This is a genomic window from Flavimaricola marinus (assembly GCF_900184895.1).
GTDB classification, from domain to species: Bacteria; Pseudomonadota; Alphaproteobacteria; order Rhodobacterales; family Rhodobacteraceae; genus Flavimaricola; species Flavimaricola marinus.
In genome coordinates this window covers 1,174,230-1,192,676 of sequence record NZ_FXZK01000001.1, presented here as the reverse complement: position 1 = coordinate 1,192,676, position 18,447 = coordinate 1,174,230, and the positions used below count along the sequence as shown (strand labels likewise).

Below are 18,447 nucleotides of genomic sequence, written 5' to 3'. Positions count from 1 at the left end.
AAGCCACGCTAACGCCTGCGCAACAGGGCAAAGATCGGCGCGGCGGCCATGATCACCATGGTGATGCGAATGATATGCAGGGCGGAGACATAGGTGACGTCCTGCTCCATGGCGAGGGCGAGCAGGCTCATCTCGGTCAGGCCGCCGGGGGAATAGCCCAGAAAGGTCTGGCTGACGGGAATGTCCGTCCAGGCGGACAGGCCAAAGGCAAAGACGACGGCCACCGCGATCATCAGGGCGGTGGAAATCGCCGCAAACAGGATGTCGCGGCCCACCTGACGGGCGGTCGACCCGACGAACCGGCAGCCCACCACCGTGCCCACGACGATCTGGGCGACGATGACGGCGAGGGTCGGCGGCGGAACGGTGACAAGGGCGGCCACGTGTGCGGCACCACTCAGGATCATCGGTCCAACGATCTGCGGCGCGGGGAGACGGGCGATCTTGCCCAGACGGGCGCCCAGAATGGCGCAGCCCCCAAGGATGAGCCAATCCCGCCAAGACAGCACGTCCAGCCTGACCCATCCCGCGCTGCGGCCGGTGGCGGTCACGCCAAGGGCCACGCTGTAGAAGATCACGACAAAGGTCACGACGATCAGGATGCGGCTGGCATGGGCCAGCGCGATCCGGGTTTCCTGGCCGCCTGCCGCACCGCCGAGGATCAGCATGTCGTTCAGGCCACCGGGCATGGCACAGAAATAGGCGGTCACCGGATCATATCCCGCGACTCGGCGGTAGAAGTGAAACGACACTACGGCCGCGCACACAAGGAACGGGATCAGCACCAGAAGGCTTGGCCACCAGCCCAACGCGCTGGCGAGGATCTCTGCGGTCACGCTGGAGCCGAGCAAGACGCCGATCACAGGGATCACGAAGGGGCGCAGCTTCTCCGGGCCACGGATCGGCGCGCTGAACAGGGCGGCGATGGTGGTGCCGACCATCGGGCCAAGCATCCACGGCAAAGGCATCCCGGCCGCAAACGCCGCATATCCGCAAGCCGCGCCCAAGAGCAGGGCCCAACCCTGAGCGATGAGCGAAGAGCGGTCAGCCATCAACGTCGCCGCGCACCGGTTGGCCGATGTGAACCTCGCCGCGTTCGCGGGCCAGCAGCATCTGGCGCTGACGCTCGCGGAAGCGGGCTTTGTCGGCGGCAGAGGTCTCGTCCACGCAATGGTGGCAAGAGACGCCCGGCTCATAGGTATTGCGGGTCAGATCGTCCGGGGTCAGCGGGCGGCGGCAGGCATGGCACAGCACGTGCGGGCCTTCGACGAGGCCGTGGCCGACCGACACGCGGTTGTCGAACACGAAGCATTCGCCGTTCCAGCGGCTCTGCTCTTCCGGGACTTCCTCCAAGTATTTCAGAATGCCGCCCTTCAGGTGATAGACATCGCTGACACCCTCTTGGATCAGAAAATTGGTCGACTTTTCGCAGCGGATGCCGCCGGTGCAGAACATCGCGATGCGCTTGCCCTCGAACTGGTCCTTGTTGGCGGCCCACCACTCGGGGAATTCGCCAAAGCTGCGGGTCATGGGGTTCACCGCCCGGTCAAAGGTGCCGATGGCGACCTCATAGTCATTGCGGGTGTCGATGACGGCCACATCCGGGTCGGCGATCAGATCGTTCCAGTCTTCCGGGGCGACGTAGTGGCCGGTTCCCTCGGCGGGGGCGACATGGGGCTGGCCCATCGTGACGATCTCGCGCTTGAGGCGGACCTTCATGCGATAGAACGGCGGCGACGAGGCGGTGCTCTCCTTCCACTCCAGATCGGCGCAGCCGGGCAGGGTGCGGATATGATCGAGAACGGCGTCGATGCCATCGCGGGGGCCGGCGATGGTGCCGTTGATGCCTTCCGGAGCGAGGAGCAGGGTGCCGGTCACGCCATGCTCGGCGCAGGTTTCCTGCAGCGGGCCGCGCAATGCTGCGGGATCGTCAAATCGGGTGAACTGATAGAGGGCGGCGACAATGAACATATCGCGTTCTTACTCCGGTCTTGCGGTGGGTTGAAACCCACCATGCGACATCATGTAGAACCGTGGGCCGCCGCAATGGCAAGGCCGTCGACGACAGCGGTGAAGGCGTTGGAATATTCCAGCTTGGCCTCTGGCATCAAGGCATGAACGGCGCCCGACACGCTCGACAGCAGGCTGGAGCCGCCGACAAGCACGATCCGGGCCACATCCGACGGGGCAACGCCGGCATCGGCCAAGGTCTGCGAGGCGGCATTGGCGATCTGCGCGGTCTCTGCGGTCAGGGTGTCGCTCATCGCCTCGGCGGTCAGGGTCTCGCTCAGGCCCTTTTCGACGATGCCGAGGTCGATACGACCCTGACCGTTCTTGTTGGCGCCGATCTTGGCGCGCTCGACGGCAAAGGCGACGTCATGGCCAAGGTGATCCTCCAGCACCGAATGAAGGCGAGCGAACTTCTCGGGGGCTTCGGCGACCTTCTGCATCCGGGCCACCTCGCGCAGGGTCTGACCGGTATAGAGAAACGGGATCTTCTCCCAGCTGGCCAGATCGTGAAACAGCGCCACCGGGGCTTCGTGGACCGCAGGGCCAAACTCTGCGCGCAGACCGGTGCCCTTGCCGAACAACGGCATGACATGAGCGATGCTCAAAGCGCGGTCGAAATCGGTGCCGCCCATGCGGATGCCGTGGCTGGCGATCACCTCGGTGCGCCCCGCCTCACGGGTGAACAACGAGAAATCCGAAGTGCCGCCGCCGATATCCACGATCAGACCCAGACCGGGGGTGTCACCCACCGCCGCCAGCGCCGCGGCGGCAGGCTCGAACAGGAAATCGACCGCCTCGAACCCGGCCGCGCGATAGCACGTTTCCAGATCGGCCAGCGCCAGCGCATCGCGCTCCGGGTCGCGGGTCTTGAAATGCACGGGGCGGCCGGACAGGACGCGGCTGAATGGCTGGCCGCAATGGGCTTCGGCGCGGGCCTTGATGCCCGCAATCAGCCGGGTCACGATCTCGATCAGGGTCAGCCGCTCGTTCAAGAACTGGCGTTTTTCGTGCATCAGCGGAGTGCCGAGCACACTCTTGAGCGCGCGCATGAACCGGCCATCGCGCCCGTCGATCAGGGCCGAAACGGCGGCCTCGCCGACCAAGGTCTGACGCTTGGTGAAATCCAGAAAGATCGCCGTGGGCATCGTCTCGGCACCGACCTCGAGCGGGATGATATGAGGCTTGCCCGCCACCATCACTGCCGCCGCCGTGTTCGAGGTGCCAAAGTCGATGGCCAGAGTATCGGTGCGGGTCATGGGCTGGGTCCTTTCGGGAAGGGGCGGGGGATAATCCCGGCGGCGCGGTGGGTCAAGACCCTCCGGGCGAGCGGCACGAAGCCGGCCGAAATGGACGCTTTGGGCAAATCGGTATAGATGTGCGGCAAGCAACGTCAGGACGCGAAATGGAGCAATTCACCGGAGGCTGCCTCTGCGGCGACGTGCGGTTCGTGGCCGAAGGTGCGCCGCTGCGGGTCGGGGTCTGCCACTGCACCGATTGCCGTAAACATCACGGCGCGATGTTCTACGCCGCCGCCGTATTCGCGCGGGCCAACGTGCGGATCAGCGGCGAGACCAGGGCCTACGAGGGGCGGCACTTCTGCCCGCGCTGCGGTTCGTCGGTCTTTGCGCAGAGCGACGGCGAGGTCGAACTGCACCTCGGCGCCCTAGACGCCGGGCAGGATCCCGCACCGACCTACGAGCTTTGGACGATACGGCGTGCGCCGTGGCTGCCGGTCTTCGCGGGTAACAACTTGCACGACAGGAACCGGGATCAGGACGACTAGGGGCGCAGCGGCAAAGCCGAGCTTACATCCCGGCACCCAATGGCTTTAGAATGGGGCGCAACAGATCAGCCCAAACGGAGCCTCCCATGACCCACGCCCTCCTCGTCATCGACGTGCAAAACGATTTCTGCCCCGGCGGGGCGCTGGCCGTCGCAGGTGGCGATCAGATCGTGCCGGGGATCAATGCGCTGATGGCCGACGCATCGGCGGTGATCCTCACGCAGGATTGGCACCCGGCAGGGCATTCCTCCTTTGCAAGCAGCCACGAAGGGGCCGCGCCGATGTCGCTGATCGAGATGCCCTACGGGCCGCAGGTGCTCTGGCCGGATCACTGCATCCAAGGCTCTCTCGGGGCGCAGTTTCACCCCGATCTGACGGTCGACCGGGCCGACATGATCATCCGCAAGGGCTACAACCCCGCCATCGACAGCTACTCCGCGTTCTTCGAGAACGACCACAGCACGCCCACCGGACTGGAAGGCTATCTGCGGACCCGCGGGATCACCGATCTGACTCTGGTCGGGCTGGCGACGGATTTCTGCGTGAACTACTCGGCGGTGGATGCGGCCAAACTGGGATTTGGCGTGACGGTGCGGACAGACCTCTGCCGGGGGATCGATCTCGATGGGTCGATGGACGCCGCGCGGGCGGGCATGCAGGCCGCAGGCGTCACCGTCAGCTAAGGCGACTCCGTGCGGGCGGGGCTACCGGCCTCGGCCCGCAAACCAGACCGACGAGACCCCCGCCACCGCGATGATCGTCAGTCCGGTCAGGCTGATCAAATCCGGCCACTGACCAAAGGCGACCCAGCCGACGCCGACAGCCGCAACCAGCTGAAAATAGATCAGCGGGGCCACCACGCCCGCCGGTGTCACCCGGTTGACCAGCACCAACAGCATGTTGCCACCCGCCGATCCCAGCGACGAGATCACGAGGAAAAGCACGGCCCATCCGGTGATCGGAGGCAGGGCGGCAAAGGCAAAGGGGATCAACAGAACCCCGCCGATCACCAGTTGCGACAGCAACAGGAACCGGGGGCGATACCCGCCGGCCAACCAGCGGGTCGCGACAAGGTAAGAGCCGTGCAAAGCGCCCGCCAGCAGGGCAGTCAGCATTCCCGCGCTCATCCCGAATCCGGGGCGCACCACGATCAGCACCCCCGCAAAGCTGACGAGCAACAACAGCGTTCGGGGCAGGGTGATGCGTTCCTTGAGCACGAGGGCCGACAGGAAATACGAGACGATCGGGCTGACAAAGAACCCGCCGAATACATTGGCCATCGGTTCGGTGCGCAGGGCCTGCAAGATGCAGATCACCGCCGCCGAGATCAGAGCACCGCGCAGGATCAGTCGCCAGTCGAAAAACTTCGGGGTTTCCGCAAGGCGCACGCCGCAAAACGGGGCGATCAGGATCGCGGCCAGTGCAAATCGGGCCCACGCCACAAAGGTCTGGCTGAAACCGGCCGCCGTCAACTTGGTGCCGGCGGCGTCGCCGATGACGACAAGGGTCGTAGATGCGCAAATCATCAGAATGGTGCGCCAGGATGTGGTCGTTGTCACGTGACGCGCCTCCCCTTCGCGGCCGGCAATCGCGGCGCGATGAGGCTGTTTGGCACGCCAAACGCGGGCCCGCAATACGGGGGCACGCCGGGGATGGCGCCGGTTCCGGGGCTTTCCCCTTGCGATCCGGGGTCATTTCGCCAAATCTGAGGCCGAACTCTGGCCAACCGAAAAGCGACAGCAGCGATGTTCCAACGTATCCTCGCCCTCTTTGACGGCAAAGAGCCGATCACGAAACTGCCACCCAAAGAGGCGAAATACGCTCTCGGGGCGCTGATGGTGCGCACCGCCAAGGTGGACCACGCCTACCTGTTCCAAGAGGTCGAACAGATCGACAAGATCCTCGCCCGGCGCAACGGGCTGAACGTGGTCGAAGCGGCCAAGATGCGGGCGCAATGCGAACTGCTCGAAGAGGAGCTCCCCGACACCGCCGATCTGGCCGAGACGCTGCAAGGGGCGATCAGCCTCGAAGAACGCGAAGCGATGGTCGCCGCGCTCTGGAGCGTGGTCTTTGCCGATGGGGTGGAACACGAGGAAGAAGACGCGCTGGTGGCCGAGATCGAGGCGCTTCTGGGGATCGACGAGAACACCGGGCAACAGATCCACGATCGGGAAATGGCCAAGCTGCCACCCAACCGGGACGACTAGACCGGGTCCGTCACGACGCGGTGGCGGCCCCGTCAAAGGCAGCGCGGGCGCGCAGGATGTCGGCTTGGCTCTGAACTGCCCAGTCGGTCATCGTCTCCAGCGGCGCCAGAAACGACCGGCCCATCTCGGTCAGACTGTATTCGACACTGGGCGGCTTTGTGTCAAAAACCTCGCGGCGGACCAATCCGTCACGTTCCAGCTCGCGCAGCGATTGGGTCAGCATCCGCTTGGAAATATCCGGCAAACTGCGCCCCAAGGCGTTGAAGCGGCGGCTTCCCTCGGCCAGCTCGAACACGATCAGGGTCGTCCATTTGGCAGCCAGATGATCCAGAATGGTGCGGACCGGGCAATCCTCCAGATCAAAGCCATCAGCCTTCATGGCGGCGATACGGTCGTTGGTCGGTCCGGTCATGGTGGTTCCCTCGATGTTCCCTGGGCACACAAAACTGCCTCCTTTTCGGAATGATATACAGTCTCTAAATGAGACTTATACACGATTCGGAACCAAAGGAAATCCAATGACCAAATATCTCATCACAGGCGCCTCCGGACAACTCGGCAGCTTGGTCGTCGATCACCTCGCCAAGCGGGTCGACGCCTCTGACATCGTCGTCCTCGTGCGGAGCGCGGAAAAAGCCGCCGCCTTTGACGGCAAGGGGATCGAAACCCGCCTCGGCGACTACAACGACGGCGCATCGCTCAAGGCAGCCTTTCAGGGGATCGACCGGCTATTGCTGATCTCGTCGAGCGAGATGGGGCAACGTGTGGCGCAGCACCTCGCGGTGATCGACGCCGCCAAGGATGCGGGCGTCGGCTTCATCGCCTACACCTCGCTGCTGGATGCGGCTGACAGCCCGATGATGCTGGCCGCCGAACACAAGGCCACGGAATCCGCACTCGCCGAGAGCGGCCTGTCCTACACGCTCCTGCGCAATGGCTGGTACTCCGAGAACGTCATCGGCACCGCAGAGCAGGACATCGGCCTGGGGCAGCGGTTCGGGGCGTCGGCCGACGGCAAGTATTCCTTCGCGCCGCGCAACGACTACGCCGAAGCGGCCGCAGTCGTTCTGGCCGGGGGGCACGACGGCGAGGTGCTGGAACTGGCCGGTGACGAGGCGCTCACGCTGTCGCAATACGTCGAGATCCTCTCGGACGTGGCAGGCAAACCGGTCGCCTACTTGGACCTGCCCGAAGCCGCGCTCAAGGACGCGATGGTCAAGGCCGGGCTGCCGGACGGGTTCGCCGGCTTCCTGGCAGACAGCGAAGCCGGGGCCGCCAAGGGCGCCTTGTTCAACGACAGCAAGACGCTCTCTTCGCTGATCGGGCGGCCGACAGAGGCGATGGCTGTCACCCTGCGCGCAGCCTTGGGCAAGTAAGCCCACAAGCCGGACCCTGCGCCGCTCCCGCGCGGGGTCCACCAGCCAGACCCAGAGCACCGACCAAGGCATAGGATGGCTCCGACAGAGCGAGCCTAGACAACAGGCCAAGCGCTTGTTCTAACAAGGGGCCTGAACTCGGAGAAGCCCCATGGTCGATATCGCCACACGCGTCTGGAACCACAAGTGGAAGATCGACCCCATCGTGCGGTCGCTCATCGACACGGATTTCTACAAGCTGCTGATGTGCCAGTCGGTGTTCCGGAACAAGCCGGACACGCAGGTCACCTTCTCGCTGATCAACCGGTCGAAACACATCCGGCTGGCCGATCTGGTCGACGAGGGCGAGTTGCGCGAACAGCTCGACCACATCCGGTCGCTGTCGCTCAGCCGGGGGGAATCCACGTGGATGCGAGGCAACACCTTCTACGGCAAACGGCAGATGTTCAGCCCCGAGTTCATGGACTGGTTCGAGAACATGAAACTGCCGCCCTACCACCTCGAAAAGCGGGACGGGCAGTACGAGCTGACCTTCGAAGGCTCATGGCCCGAGGTCATGCTCTGGGAAATCCCGGCGCTGGCGACGCTGATGGAGCTTCGGGGGCGGGCGGTGCTGGGCGACATGGGGCGGTTCGAGCTTCAGGTGCTTTATGCCAGGGCGATGACCAAGCTCTGGGAAAAGGTCGAGCAACTGCGCGACGTGCCGGACCTGCGGCTGGCCGATTTCGGAACGCGGCGGCGGCACAGCTACCTCTGGCAGGACTGGTGCGTGCAGGCGATGCTCGAAGGGCTGGGTGACAAGTTCATCGGCACCTCCAACTGCCGGATCGCCATGCACCGGGATATCGAGGCCATCGGGACCAACGCCCACGAACTGCCGATGGTCTACTCCGCACTGGCCGACAACGACGCGGACCTGCAGCAGGCGCCCTATGACGTGCTGTCCGACTGGCACGCCGAACACGAGGGGAACCTGCGGATCATCCTGCCCGACACCTACGGCACCGCGGGATTCCTCAAGCACGCCCCCGACTGGCTGGCCGGCTGGACGGGGATCCGGATCGACTCGGGCGACCCGGCCGAGGGGGCAGAGACGGCGATCCGCTGGTGGAAATCCCGCGGCGAAGACCCTCGGGACAAGCTGGTGATCTTCTCCGACGGGCTGGACGTGGACAAGATCGTGAGCCTGCAAGCGCAATTCGCCGGACGGGTGCGGGTGTCCTTCGGCTGGGGCACGATGCTGACCAACGATTTCAAAGGACTGGTGAAGGACGACGCGCTGGCGCCGTTCTCACTGGTCTGCAAAGCGATCTCGGCCAACGGACGACCCACGGTCAAGCTGTCGGACAACCCGAACAAGGCAATGGGGCCTGCCGACGAGATCGAGCGGTACAAGCGGGTGTTTGGGGTGGGCGATCAGGTGGCGCGGGAGGTGGTGGTTTAGGGGAGCAATGGTCCGTAAAGTCTTTCGAGTCATTTTTGCCACATTGGCCGATGAGAGTTCCGGCATTATGTCTTGGTTAGAGGAAGACCGAAAATGAACCAACAAAATGCGATAATCTGGGCGTTTACGGACGAGCAAGCTGCCCGACTGACGGGTCTATCGGTACAGCAACTGCGAAATTGGGATGTTTCGGGGTTTTTTGAACCTTCGTTTGCGGCAGAGAATCGTCGTTCTCCATATAGCCGAGTTTACTCGTTTAACGATCTTCTATCTCTGAAGGTCCTCAAGACACTTAGGATGGATCTAAAGTGCTCGCTTCAGCATCTTCGCGAGGTCAAGGTCGAGCTAGCGGCTCTAGGAGACATTGACTGGCACAACAAAGTTATGGCGGTCCTTAATAAGAAAGTGGTCTTTTACGACGACGAAAGCGGCGACTATTTTGAGCCGGTATCCAATCAGAAAGTCTTCAGAATACCACTTCATGTCGTTCAATCCGACATGAAGACTGCGGTATCCGATCTTTGGAAGAGATCACCTGAAGACGTCGGGAATTTTGAAAAACATCGCCGCGTGGCACATAATGCTGAAGTCATCAGTGGCACCCGTGTTCCCGTTAGATCAATTCTGGATTTTATCGAAGCAGGCTACTCGAACGGCGATATTGTTAAAGAGTTTCCGACCCTTAAGATTGAAGATGTTGATGCCGTAAGGCAACAGAAAGTAGCATAAAAAGCCGTGAAGCCATCGCTCAAAGTCTTTTTGGATGAAGGGGTGCCAGTAAGCGTAGGCGGCGAGTTTGAAAGGGCCGGTCACGAAGTCATATACTTTGTCGAAGGAGCGAAGCCAGGATCATCTGATGATATTGTGGCATTGACTGCACAAGAAAATGATGCCGTCCTTGTAGCGTGCGACGGCGACATGAAAGCTAGGGCTAAACGCCTCGGAATTGGTAACGCGAGATTCAGGCATCTGAGTCTAATCAGAATATCACTGAAGAATAAGGTGAACTCAAGGAGTCGAATTGCGCAAGCTATGAGTTTGATAGAACATGAGTGGGAAATTTCGAGCAAGAAGGTGGCGAGAAAACTATTTGTAGAAATTTCGGACAGCGTAATAAAAACCAATCGCTAATCGATCTTCAAATGCCCATACAAGTATTTATTCTCTGTTAACGGTTGCCGCGTCCTAAATGCGGTTGCCGCCTGCAGCGCCTGAAACAACCCCATCTCCTTCAATCCCTCTACCACCCCCTTCAAATCCCCCCCATACTCCCCCCAAATCCAACCCAAGGGGACCTCATGTCATCCACGCCCGGCGGTCTGCCGCCTCAGACAGCACTCCACACCCAGCGCGCGACCTTTACCGAGGCCTACGCCGTCCTCCCCCGTGCCACGATGTCCGACATCACCGCCAGCAGGCTCCCCGGATGGGCCGAGACCCGGCTCTGGGTGCTCGCCCGCCCGATGACCGGCTTTGCGGAAACCTTCAGCCAATACCTGATGGAGGTGCAGCCCGGCGGCGGCTCTGACGCGCCCGAGCCGGACCCGCAGGCCCAAGGCGTGCTCTTCGTTACCCACGGCGCGATCACCCTCACCATCGAGGGCACGGCGCACGACCTCACCGCAGGGGGCTACGCCTATCTGCCCCCCGGCTGCGCCTGGACCCTCAAGGCCACCGAAAAGGCGCTGTTCCACTGGATCCGCAAAGCCTACGTCCCCGCCCCCGGCATCGCCCCGCCTGCGCCCTTGGTGACCACGGACCAAGCGACCGCGCCCAAGGTCATGCCCGACACGGACGGGGCGTGGGCCACGACCCTGTTCACCGACCCCGCCGATCTGGCGCATGACATGGCGGTGACCATCGTCACCCTGCAACCCGGCGGCGTGATCCCCTTTGAGGAAACGCACGTGATGGAGCACGGCCTCTTCGTGCTGGAAGGCAAGGCGGTCTATCGGCTGAACCGGGATTGGGTCGAGGTCGAGGCGGGCGATTTCATGTGGCTCCGCGCCTTCTGCCCGCAGGCCTGCTACACCGGCGGGCCGGGGCCGTTCCGCTATCTGCTCTACAAGGATATCAACCGGCACATGCCGCTCGGCCCGATCGTCTGACCGCGGCACCCGACGCCGCCCGAAACACAAAAAAACCCCCGGCCGCATCACCGCGACCGGGGGTTTTGCTTCGCAAAGTGGCTACTTCGGCGCTTTGGCCATCCCGCCGGCGATCTCTTCGGTCTGGTCCTCTTCCAGCTCCTCGGGCAGCGCAAGGTTCAGCACGATGGCGATGACAGCGGCAGGCAACAGGCCCGAGGTCATCAGAATGCGGAGCGTGTCCGGCAGATACTGCACCGCCTGCGGCTCCAGCTGAAGGCCAAGGCCGACGGACAGAGCGATGGCAAAGATTACCATGTTGCGCCGATTCCAGTTCACGTCCGACAGCATCGAGACACCCGCCGCGACGACCATGCCAAACATCACGATGACCCCGCCGCCCAGCACTTCGATGGGAATGGTGCGGATCACGGCCCCGACCTTGGGGATCAGGCCGCAGATGATCAGGAAGATGGCGCCAATGGTCACCACATGGCGGCTCATCACGCCGGTCATGGCGATCAGCCCGACGTTCTGGCTGAACGAGGTGTTGGGCATGCCGCCAAACACGCCAGCCACGGCCGTGCCGAAACCATCGGCATAGGTGGCGCCCTGAATCTCGACATCGGTGGCCTCGCGACCGGCACCGCCCTTGGTGATGCCCGACACGTCGCCGACCGTCTCGATGGCCGAGACGAATGCCATCAGGCAAAACCCGATGACGGCGGCAAAGCTGAACTCAAAGCCGTACTTGAACGGCATCGGCGGGGCAAAGGCGGCCGCCCGGCTCCAGCTTGTTCCGATGCCCTCCAGCGTGACCATGCCGACCATCAGCGCATAGACGTATCCGGCGATGATCCCGACAAAGACAGCGGACACGGCAAGCATCCCCCGGGTAAAGAACTTGAGCCCCAAAGTCACCAGCACCACGACAAGCGCGGCGGACCAATTCAGCAGGCTGCCATACTCGGGGGTGCCAATCGCGGGAACGCCACCGGCGGCATATTGAATGCCGACCCGGACGAGCGCCAAGCCGATCATCGTCACGACAAGGCCCGTGACGAGCGGCGGCAGGGCAAAGCGGATCTTGCCGATCACCGTGCCAAGCAGCGCATGAAACAGACCGCCGATCAGCACGCCGCCGAACAGGGCGGGCAGGGCCTCGACGCCCTTGCCCGCCACCAGCGGGATCATGATCGGGATAAACGCAAAACTGGTGCCCTGCACGATGGGCAACCGGGCGCCCACTGGGCCCATGCCGATGGTCTGAAACAGAGTGGCAATGCCCGCAAACAGCATCGACATCTGGATCAGATAGCTCATATCCGGAAAGCCCTGCGCCCCGGCGTCAGAGCCAAAGCCAAAGCCGGCAGCACCGGAAATGATGATCGCCGGCGTCACGTTCGAGACGAACATCGCCAGGACATGTTGCAGACCCAGCGGAACGGCCTTGGCCAATCCGGGCGTATAGTTGGGGTCGCGCAGCTGTGCGGGCGTCCCGATTGAGGCATTCGCCATATTGTGTGTCCCTTGTCATGTTGCATTGACCGATCTTGTGCCGGTTTGGATCGTCTCTGGACCCGGCCAGCGGCCGGTCGTCGTCTCAGGGCTCGACGATGTAGGGCGTGTCGAACCAATGCTCTTCAAGGTTGGCGCCGGGGCCGATCCGGTCGACGACGGCAAACAGGCCGGTGCCGCTCAGCGGGGTCAGCACGCCGTGCCACGTGTTCTTATGATAGTTCACCGCCATGCCGGGCGCTGTCAGAAACGCCAGCGGCGTGCTGGGAGCGCCACCGGCATCCGGGGCCACGATCACCGCAAAAGGATCGGGCGACATCGGGATGAACGCCTGAGAGCCTTCGGGATGCCGCTCCATCATGTCCAAGGTCAGAGGCAGGGTGCGGAGGTCGGCCTGAAACAGGCTGATCCCGGCGCGACCGTCGTCAAAGGCCATCCGGGCGCGGTCGTGATAGCGGCCGCAAAGCCCCTGATTGATGATCTTGTCGGGATCGCCCTGCGCCCGGATCACGTCACCAAACGGGGCAAAGGCCTCGGGCGTCAGTGGGCGCAGGGTGATCCGCGCGGTCATCGGGGCAGCTTTTCGATAAGGCGCAACTCTGCGATGCGCTCGACCTGACGACAGGCTTCGGCGAACTCGGTGTCGCGGTCATTCTCGATGCGGCGCTGGAATGCGGCGAGGATGCTCGCCTTGGTGTTGTCCTTCACCGCGATGATGAACGGAAAGCCGAAGCGGTCGGTATAGCGCGTGTTCAGATCGGTGAACGCGGCACGCTCCTCATCGGTCAACGCATCCAGCCCGGCACCCGCCTGCTCGGCGGTGCTCTCCGGCGTCAGGCGCTTGGCGGCCGCCAGCTTGCCCGCCAGATCGGGGTGCGCGCGCAAGACTCCAAGGCGCTGGTCCTCGGTCGCCGCGCGGAACACGCGTGCCAAGACAGAATGCACGCCAACGGCGCAATCGTGGGTCGGACCAAGCTCCAGATCAAAGGCCCCCTCGGCGATCCATGGCGAATGCTCAAAGATGCCACCAAAGGCCGCGACAAAGGCCGCGCGGTCCATCTGCGACGGACGTTCGCGGCGGGTATGGGGATGCACCCGCGCCCAATGCTCGGCAATCTGCAATCTCGTGGCGAACCAAACGCCCTCGTGGCGCGCCATATAGTCGATCGCCCGCTTCAACGCGGCCGCGCGGCCGGGGCGACCGACCAGACGGCAATGCAGACCGATCGACATCATCTTGGGGGCACCGGCCACGCCCTCGGCATAGAGCACGTCGAAACTGTCGCGCAGATAGGCTTCGAACTGATCGCCCGAGTTGAATCCCTGCGGCGTGGCAAAGCGCATATCGTTGGCGTCCAGCGTATAGGGCACGATCAACTGATCGCGGTCGCCGATCTCCAGCCAATAGGGCAGATCGTCGTCATAGGTGTCGGCGACATAGGCAAAGCCGCCCTCCTCGGCGGCCAGAGGCACCGAATTCATCGAGGTGCGGCCGGTATAGAGGCCACGCGGCCGCTCGCCCGTCACCTCCGTATGCAGCTTGATCGCGGCGGCCAGATCGGCGCGTTCCTGCTCCTGCGGCGTGTCCTTGTAGTCGATCCACTTCAGCCCGTGGCTGGCGATCTCCCAACCGGCCTGCTTCATCGCGGCCACCTGCTCGGGGCCACGGGCCAAAGCCGTGGCGACGCCATACACCGTCACAGGGATATCCCTAAGCATCCGGTGCAAGCGCCAGAAACCGGCGCGGGCGCCGTATTCATAGATGCTTTCCATGTTCCAATGGCGCTGGCCGGGCCACGGAGCGGCGCCCACGATCTCGCTCAGAAAGGCCTCGGATGCGGCATCGCCATGCAGGATGTTGTTCTCGCCGCCCTCTTCGTAGTTCACGACGATCTGGACTGCGATCTTGGCCCCGCCCGGCCATTGCGGATCGGGGGGCGTCGGGCCATATCCTGTCATGTCACGCGGGTAACGGTTCAACGGCATACCTCCGGGTTGATTGCTTGTATTCCAGAATAATCCGCAAAATTATCAAAAAATAGGCGAAACACTCTCAAGCGTTGGCAATTTGCCTTTGTTGGCAAAGCAAACGACACTGATTTCAACAAGGAGGCTCAAATGTCAGGCTATCTCACCACCCACGTCCTCGACACTGCCCGTGGTTGCCCCGCCGCCGGGCTCAAGATCGACCTCTACCGGATCGAGGGTGAGGCACGCACCTTCCTGCGCAGCCTCGTCACCAACGCTGACGGGCGGACCGATAGCCAGATCCTGCCCGCCGAAGATTTCGCGACCGGCACCTACGAGCTGGTGTTCCACGCAGGCGACTACCTCGATGCCAACGGCACAGCGCCCGAAAGCCCGCGCTTTCTGGACGTGATCCCGCTGCGGTTCGGCATGTCGGAGGCATCGCACTACCACGTGCCGCTTCTGCTCTCGCCGTTCGGGTATTCCACCTATCGGGGCAGCTAGGGCCACTTCGCCGCGCGCAGGGTTTCGGACAGTCGTTCCACCATGAATTCCATGAACAGGCGGCTCTTGGGATCTTGCCTGCGGCGATGGGTATAGAGACAGGCCATCTGGATCGGCACCGGCGGGGTCTGGGTTGCCACAGGCACCAAGCGGCCAGTGCGCAGATGCTCCATAACCTCGAACACCGGCTTGAGGGCAATACCGTGGCCCGCCAAGGCCCAATCGGTCAGCACGTCACCGTCGTCGCACTCGAAATGGCCACTGACGGAAAACCGTTCCGGTCCGGCAGGGGTCTGCAACCGCCAGCGAAACTCCTTGGCACCCGGAAAGCGCAGGTTGAGGCACTCGTGGCGGTCGCGGACCAACGCGGCACCGTCCTCCGGCGTACCGCGACGGGCGACATATTCCGGAGCGGCACAGAGCACCCTCGGACAGTCGGCAATCGCGCGAATGCGCAGGGTGCTGTCTTCGGGCTGGCCAAGGAAGAACGACAGATCGATCCCCTCGCTGGTCAGGTCCACATGGCGATCGGTCAGGCGCAGACGGACCGACACCTGCGGGTATTCGGCATGAAACGCAGGCACATGCGGCGCGATCAGGCGGCGGCCGACGCCCAGCGGGGCGGCGACGAACAACGCCCCTTTGGGGTTCTCGGTGATGTCGACCACCTGCCCCTCGGCCTCGTCCAAGGCCTCCAGCACGGCACAGGCCCCGCCGTAAAAGGCGCGGCCCTGCTCCGTCGGGGTCAGGCTGCGGGTGGTGCGCTGGAAAAGGCGAACGCTCAGATGCTCTTCAAGCTGCGAGATGCGCGAGGATGTGACCGCCGGAGAAATGCGCATATCGCGGCCCGCCGCCGACATGCTGCCCAATTCGTAGACACGCACAAAGGTGCGGATGTTCTCCAGATAGGACATTGTTCCGTTTTATTTGATACAGCTTGGTTTTCTATGGCAATACCGAATAAAGGGCGCTTTGGATAGCCTGCACGCATCCACCAAACAGGAGCCGCACCATGTATGACTTCGCCATCCTATGGGACTGGGCCGCCTTCGCGGTGCGCTGGGTGCACGTGATCACGGCCATGGCGTGGATCGGCTCGTCATTCTATTTCATCGCCCTCGACCTCGGTCTGCGCAAAGGCCCGCACCTGCCGCCGGGTGCGCATGGCGAGGAATGGCAGGTACATGGCGGCGGATTCTACCATATCCAGAAATATCTGGTCGCGCCCGCGGCAATGCCCGAGCACCTCATCTGGTTCAAATGGGAAAGCTACAGCACATGGCTCTCCGGTGCGGCGCTCCTGATGATCGTCTACTGGGCCGGGGCAGAGCTCTACATGATCGACCTCGCCAAGGCCGACCTCGCGGTCTGGCAGGCGATCGTGATCTCGGCCGGGTCGCTCACCATCGGTTGGCTGGTCTACGACACCCTGTGCAAATCGCCGCTGGGCAACCGGCCGACGACGCTGATGATACTGCTGTTTATCGTGCTGGTGGCGATGTCCTGGGGGTATAACCAGATCTTCACCGGACGGGCGGCGCTGCTGCACCTCGGGGCGTTCACCGCCACGATTATGACGGCCAACGTGTTCCTGATCATCATGCCGAACCAGCGGATCGTCGTGGCCGACCTCAAGGCCGGGCGAACGCCGGACGCGAAATACGGCAAGATCGCCAAGCTGCGGTCGACGCACAACAACTACCTGACGCTGCCGGTCATCTTCCTGATGCTGTCCAACCACTATCCGCTGGCCTTCGGAACGCAGTATGCGTGGCTCATCGCCAGCCTGATCTTCCTCACTGGGGTGACGATCCGGCACTACTTCAACACCATGCATTCCACCGGCAAAGGGCCGCATTGGACATGGGCGGTCACCGTGATCCTGTTCCTGCTCATCGCATGGCTCTCCACGGTGCCGGGGCACGACAGCTACGAAGAGACCGAAGCGCGCGAACTCACCAGCTTCGAGCAGCGGTTCGCCAGCGCCGAAGGCTTCGACGAGGCGCACAACATCGTTCTGGGGCGCTGCTCTATGTGTCACGCCCGCGAACCGGTCTGGAGCGGTATCCGCTGGGCGCCAAAGGGGGTCTTCCTCGAAACCGAAAGCGATATCGCGCGGCACGCGCGGGACATCTACCTGCAAGCCGGGGTCAGCCACGCCATGCCACCCGCCAACATCACCGACCTGCCGCCCGAAGACCGGGCCAAGCTAGTGGCTTGGTTCCGGGCCGCGCAGAACCCCGTCGAAACGCCGAACGAAGGCTAATCCTCGCCCTCGACCTTGCCGCGCAGCGCCTTCACCGACCCGCGAACCTTCTTGGCGGTCAGGCGGCGCCGGACCGAACCCTTGGTCGGCTTCGTCGGCACCCGGCGCTTGGGCACGAATGTGGCCTGCCGGATCAGATCGGCCAGCCGTTCCCTCGCCAATTCACGATTGCGGGCCTGCGACCGGGTGTCCTGAACAAAGATCACCACGGCACCATCGCTGGTCCAACGCTGACCGGCCAACCGCTTCAATCGGCGCTTCACCGGATCGGGCAAGTTTGGAGAAGTCTCCGCCCAAAAGCGCAACTCGACCGCCGTCGACACCTTGTTGACGTTCTGACCACCGGGGCCGGACGCGCGAACAAACTGCTCGGTCAGCTCCCAGTCGGCGATCTCTATCTGGTCATTGATCTTCATCTTGGCGAAAAAACTCCCCCCGGAGGGTCCGGCACCAGCCAGACTTACCGGCAATCGGCGCAATGCACCACGGCAACCCTGTTGCAACAGGAACGCCCGCCGCCGGGACAGGGTTCCGCACGCGGCCACCACAGCCATGCCGGGTCCAAATGCCGGCTGACCGTTTCCGAGTTCTGCGGTGACTTGACCCAAATCAATGCACGGCCCGACCAGGCTGCTAGAATGGTGAACAAGACAAAAGGAGAGAGAGATGTTCAACCAGATCATTGTGGCCTTCGACGGATCGGATCACGCCGAATCTGCGGTTCGGGCCGCCTGTGATATCGCGGGGCGCTACAACGCGAAACTCCACGTCGTGCACGTTCCACAGCTCTATGACGAGGCCTTCGCCGTCGGCTATGCGACCGTCACCCTGCCGGTCAGTACGGAGACGATCCAGGAAAGCGGCGCCTCCATGATCGCGCGGGCGGAAGAAATCGCCAAGGAAGAGGGCAAGACCTTCGCCTCGACCAACATCCTGTCCGGCCCGCCGGGGGACGCCATCCTCTCCTGCGCAAGGGACAAGGACGCCGACCTCGTGATCCTCGGCAGACGGGGGCTGGGCAGCCTGCGCGGTGTTCTGATGGGCAGCGTCTCGCAGAACCTTGCGGCTCATGCAGACTGCGCCGTGATGACGGTCAAGTAACGCAAAGCGTGGCCCAGTCGGGCCGGTATGCCCAGAGGGACGGATCGGCCCACCGCGGCATTCGGCAGGACGCCCACCGCCACAATACGCGCCGGTTGCGCGGCTGGCATGGGCCTGTCGGACACAGACAGAGCGTCCGGCATTGAAAAAGGGCCGCCCCGGCGATGGGACGGCCCTTCCTAA

General features: G+C 63.2%; 21 protein-coding genes. 11 read left to right on the top strand and 10 right to left on the bottom strand.

Annotation, left to right across the window (positions count from 1 at the left end):
• Window positions 1–8 precede the first annotated feature (8 nt).
• Genes LOM8899_RS05780 through LOM8899_RS05770 form a run of 3 tightly spaced genes read right to left on the bottom strand, consistent with a single transcriptional unit; the run spans window position 9 to window position 3,266 of the window.
• The gene (locus LOM8899_RS05780; protein WP_093991138.1) at window positions 9–1,052 is read right to left on the bottom strand and encodes an AbrB family transcriptional regulator; all 1,044 of its coding nucleotides are present in this window, start codon (window positions 1,050–1,052) and stop codon (window positions 9–11) included.
• Complete coding sequence (trhO, locus tag LOM8899_RS05775) at window positions 1,045–1,971, bottom strand: oxygen-dependent tRNA uridine(34) hydroxylase TrhO (protein WP_093991137.1); 927 nt, start codon at window positions 1,969–1,971, stop codon at window positions 1,045–1,047. Before trhO ends, LOM8899_RS05780 begins: the two co-directional genes overlap by 8 nt.
• A gap of 50 nt (window positions 1,972–2,021) precedes the next feature.
• A complete protein-coding gene (locus LOM8899_RS05770; RefSeq protein ID WP_093991136.1) occupies window positions 2,022–3,266 on the bottom strand; it encodes an Hsp70 family protein in 1,245 nt (414 codons plus the stop codon).
• Window positions 3,267–3,412: 146 nt separating this feature from the next.
• Between LOM8899_RS05770 and LOM8899_RS05765 the strand changes: the two genes are divergently transcribed.
• On the top strand, window positions 3,413–3,793 hold the full coding sequence (locus tag LOM8899_RS05765; RefSeq protein WP_093991135.1) for a GFA family protein: 381 nt from the start codon (window positions 3,413–3,415) through the stop codon (window positions 3,791–3,793).
• An 86-nt stretch (window positions 3,794–3,879) separates the two neighbouring features.
• Window positions 3,880–4,476 carry a bifunctional nicotinamidase/pyrazinamidase gene (gene pncA, locus LOM8899_RS05760; RefSeq protein ID WP_093991134.1) on the top strand — a complete coding sequence of 199 codons (597 nt, stop codon included), beginning with the start codon at window positions 3,880–3,882 and terminating at the stop codon, window positions 4,474–4,476.
• A gap of 21 nt (window positions 4,477–4,497) precedes the next feature.
• Here pncA and LOM8899_RS05755 read toward each other — a convergent pair whose 3' ends face one another.
• Window positions 4,498–5,352 carry a DMT family transporter gene (locus tag LOM8899_RS05755; protein ID WP_306456475.1) on the bottom strand — a complete coding sequence of 285 codons (855 nt, stop codon included), beginning with the start codon at window positions 5,350–5,352 and terminating at the stop codon, window positions 4,498–4,500.
• Between the two features lie 186 nt (window positions 5,353–5,538).
• On the opposite strand from LOM8899_RS05755, the gene LOM8899_RS05750 reads away from it, so the two are divergent.
• Entirely contained in the window at window positions 5,539–6,000 is a 462-nt protein-coding gene (locus LOM8899_RS05750; protein ID WP_093991133.1) for a tellurite resistance TerB family protein, read from the top strand.
• A 10-nt stretch (window positions 6,001–6,010) separates the two neighbouring features.
• On the opposite strand, the gene LOM8899_RS05745 is transcribed toward LOM8899_RS05750, so the two are convergent.
• Window positions 6,011–6,412, bottom strand: coding sequence for a winged helix-turn-helix transcriptional regulator (locus tag LOM8899_RS05745; RefSeq protein ID WP_093991132.1), 402 nt, complete (start codon window positions 6,410–6,412; stop codon window positions 6,011–6,013).
• A 106-nt stretch (window positions 6,413–6,518) separates the two neighbouring features.
• On the opposite strand from LOM8899_RS05745, the gene LOM8899_RS05740 reads away from it, so the two are divergent.
• The 5 genes from LOM8899_RS05740 (at window position 6,519) to LOM8899_RS05725 (ending at window position 10,928) form a co-directional block, all read left to right on the top strand.
• Complete coding sequence (locus tag LOM8899_RS05740; RefSeq protein WP_093991131.1) at window positions 6,519–7,376, top strand: SDR family oxidoreductase; 858 nt, start codon at window positions 6,519–6,521, stop codon at window positions 7,374–7,376.
• Between the two features lie 151 nt (window positions 7,377–7,527).
• A complete protein-coding gene (gene pncB / locus LOM8899_RS05735) occupies window positions 7,528–8,820 on the top strand; it encodes a nicotinate phosphoribosyltransferase (RefSeq protein ID WP_093991130.1) in 1,293 nt (430 codons plus the stop codon).
• 93 nt (window positions 8,821–8,913) lie between these two features.
• Window positions 8,914–9,549, top strand: a complete 636-nt coding sequence (locus LOM8899_RS05730) for a DUF433 domain-containing protein (RefSeq protein ID WP_093991129.1) — start codon at window positions 8,914–8,916, stop codon at window positions 9,547–9,549.
• Between the two features lie 6 nt (window positions 9,550–9,555).
• Window positions 9,556–9,951 carry a DUF5615 family PIN-like protein gene (locus LOM8899_RS23190; RefSeq protein WP_133064982.1) on the top strand — a complete coding sequence of 132 codons (396 nt, stop codon included), beginning with the start codon at window positions 9,556–9,558 and terminating at the stop codon, window positions 9,949–9,951.
• A 167-nt stretch (window positions 9,952–10,118) separates the two neighbouring features.
• Window positions 10,119–10,928: a bifunctional allantoicase/(S)-ureidoglycine aminohydrolase gene (locus tag LOM8899_RS05725; protein ID WP_093991128.1), complete on the top strand. Its 810-nt coding sequence runs from the start codon at window positions 10,119–10,121 to the stop codon at window positions 10,926–10,928.
• A gap of 81 nt (window positions 10,929–11,009) precedes the next feature.
• Here LOM8899_RS05725 and LOM8899_RS05720 read toward each other — a convergent pair whose 3' ends face one another.
• The 3 genes from LOM8899_RS05720 to puuE form a co-directional block, all read right to left on the bottom strand.
• Window positions 11,010–12,425: a nucleobase:cation symporter-2 family protein gene (locus LOM8899_RS05720; protein ID WP_093991127.1), complete on the bottom strand. Its 1,416-nt coding sequence runs from the start codon at window positions 12,423–12,425 to the stop codon at window positions 11,010–11,012.
• Window positions 12,426–12,510: 85 nt separating this feature from the next.
• Entirely contained in the window at window positions 12,511–12,996 is a 486-nt protein-coding gene (locus tag LOM8899_RS05715; protein ID WP_093991126.1) for an ureidoglycolate lyase, read from the bottom strand.
• A complete protein-coding gene (puuE, locus tag LOM8899_RS05710) occupies window positions 12,993–14,405 on the bottom strand; it encodes an allantoinase PuuE (RefSeq protein ID WP_093991447.1) in 1,413 nt (470 codons plus the stop codon). The genes LOM8899_RS05715 and puuE overlap by 4 nt, the downstream gene beginning before the upstream one ends.
• Before the next feature lie 138 nt (window positions 14,406–14,543).
• On the opposite strand from puuE, the gene uraH reads away from it, so the two are divergent.
• Complete coding sequence (gene uraH, locus LOM8899_RS05705; RefSeq protein WP_093991125.1) at window positions 14,544–14,897, top strand: hydroxyisourate hydrolase; 354 nt, start codon at window positions 14,544–14,546, stop codon at window positions 14,895–14,897.
• Here the strand turns inward: uraH and LOM8899_RS05700 are convergent.
• Window positions 14,894–15,811 carry a LysR family transcriptional regulator gene (locus tag LOM8899_RS05700; RefSeq protein WP_093991124.1) on the bottom strand — a complete coding sequence of 306 codons (918 nt, stop codon included), beginning with the start codon at window positions 15,809–15,811 and terminating at the stop codon, window positions 14,894–14,896. The genes uraH and LOM8899_RS05700 overlap by 4 nt on opposite strands.
• 98 nt (window positions 15,812–15,909) lie before the next feature.
• On the opposite strand from LOM8899_RS05700, the gene LOM8899_RS05695 reads away from it, so the two are divergent.
• Window positions 15,910–17,163, top strand: coding sequence for a urate hydroxylase PuuD (locus tag LOM8899_RS05695; RefSeq protein ID WP_093991123.1), 1,254 nt, complete (start codon window positions 15,910–15,912; stop codon window positions 17,161–17,163).
• Here the strand turns inward: LOM8899_RS05695 and arfB are convergent.
• Window positions 17,160–17,579, bottom strand: a complete 420-nt coding sequence (gene arfB, locus LOM8899_RS05690; protein ID WP_093991122.1) for an alternative ribosome rescue aminoacyl-tRNA hydrolase ArfB — start codon at window positions 17,577–17,579, stop codon at window positions 17,160–17,162. The genes LOM8899_RS05695 and arfB overlap by 4 nt on opposite strands.
• 250 nt (window positions 17,580–17,829) lie before the next feature.
• On the opposite strand from arfB, the gene LOM8899_RS05685 reads away from it, so the two are divergent.
• Complete coding sequence (locus tag LOM8899_RS05685; RefSeq protein ID WP_093991121.1) at window positions 17,830–18,264, top strand: universal stress protein; 435 nt, start codon at window positions 17,830–17,832, stop codon at window positions 18,262–18,264.
• Window positions 18,265–18,447 lie beyond the last annotated feature (183 nt).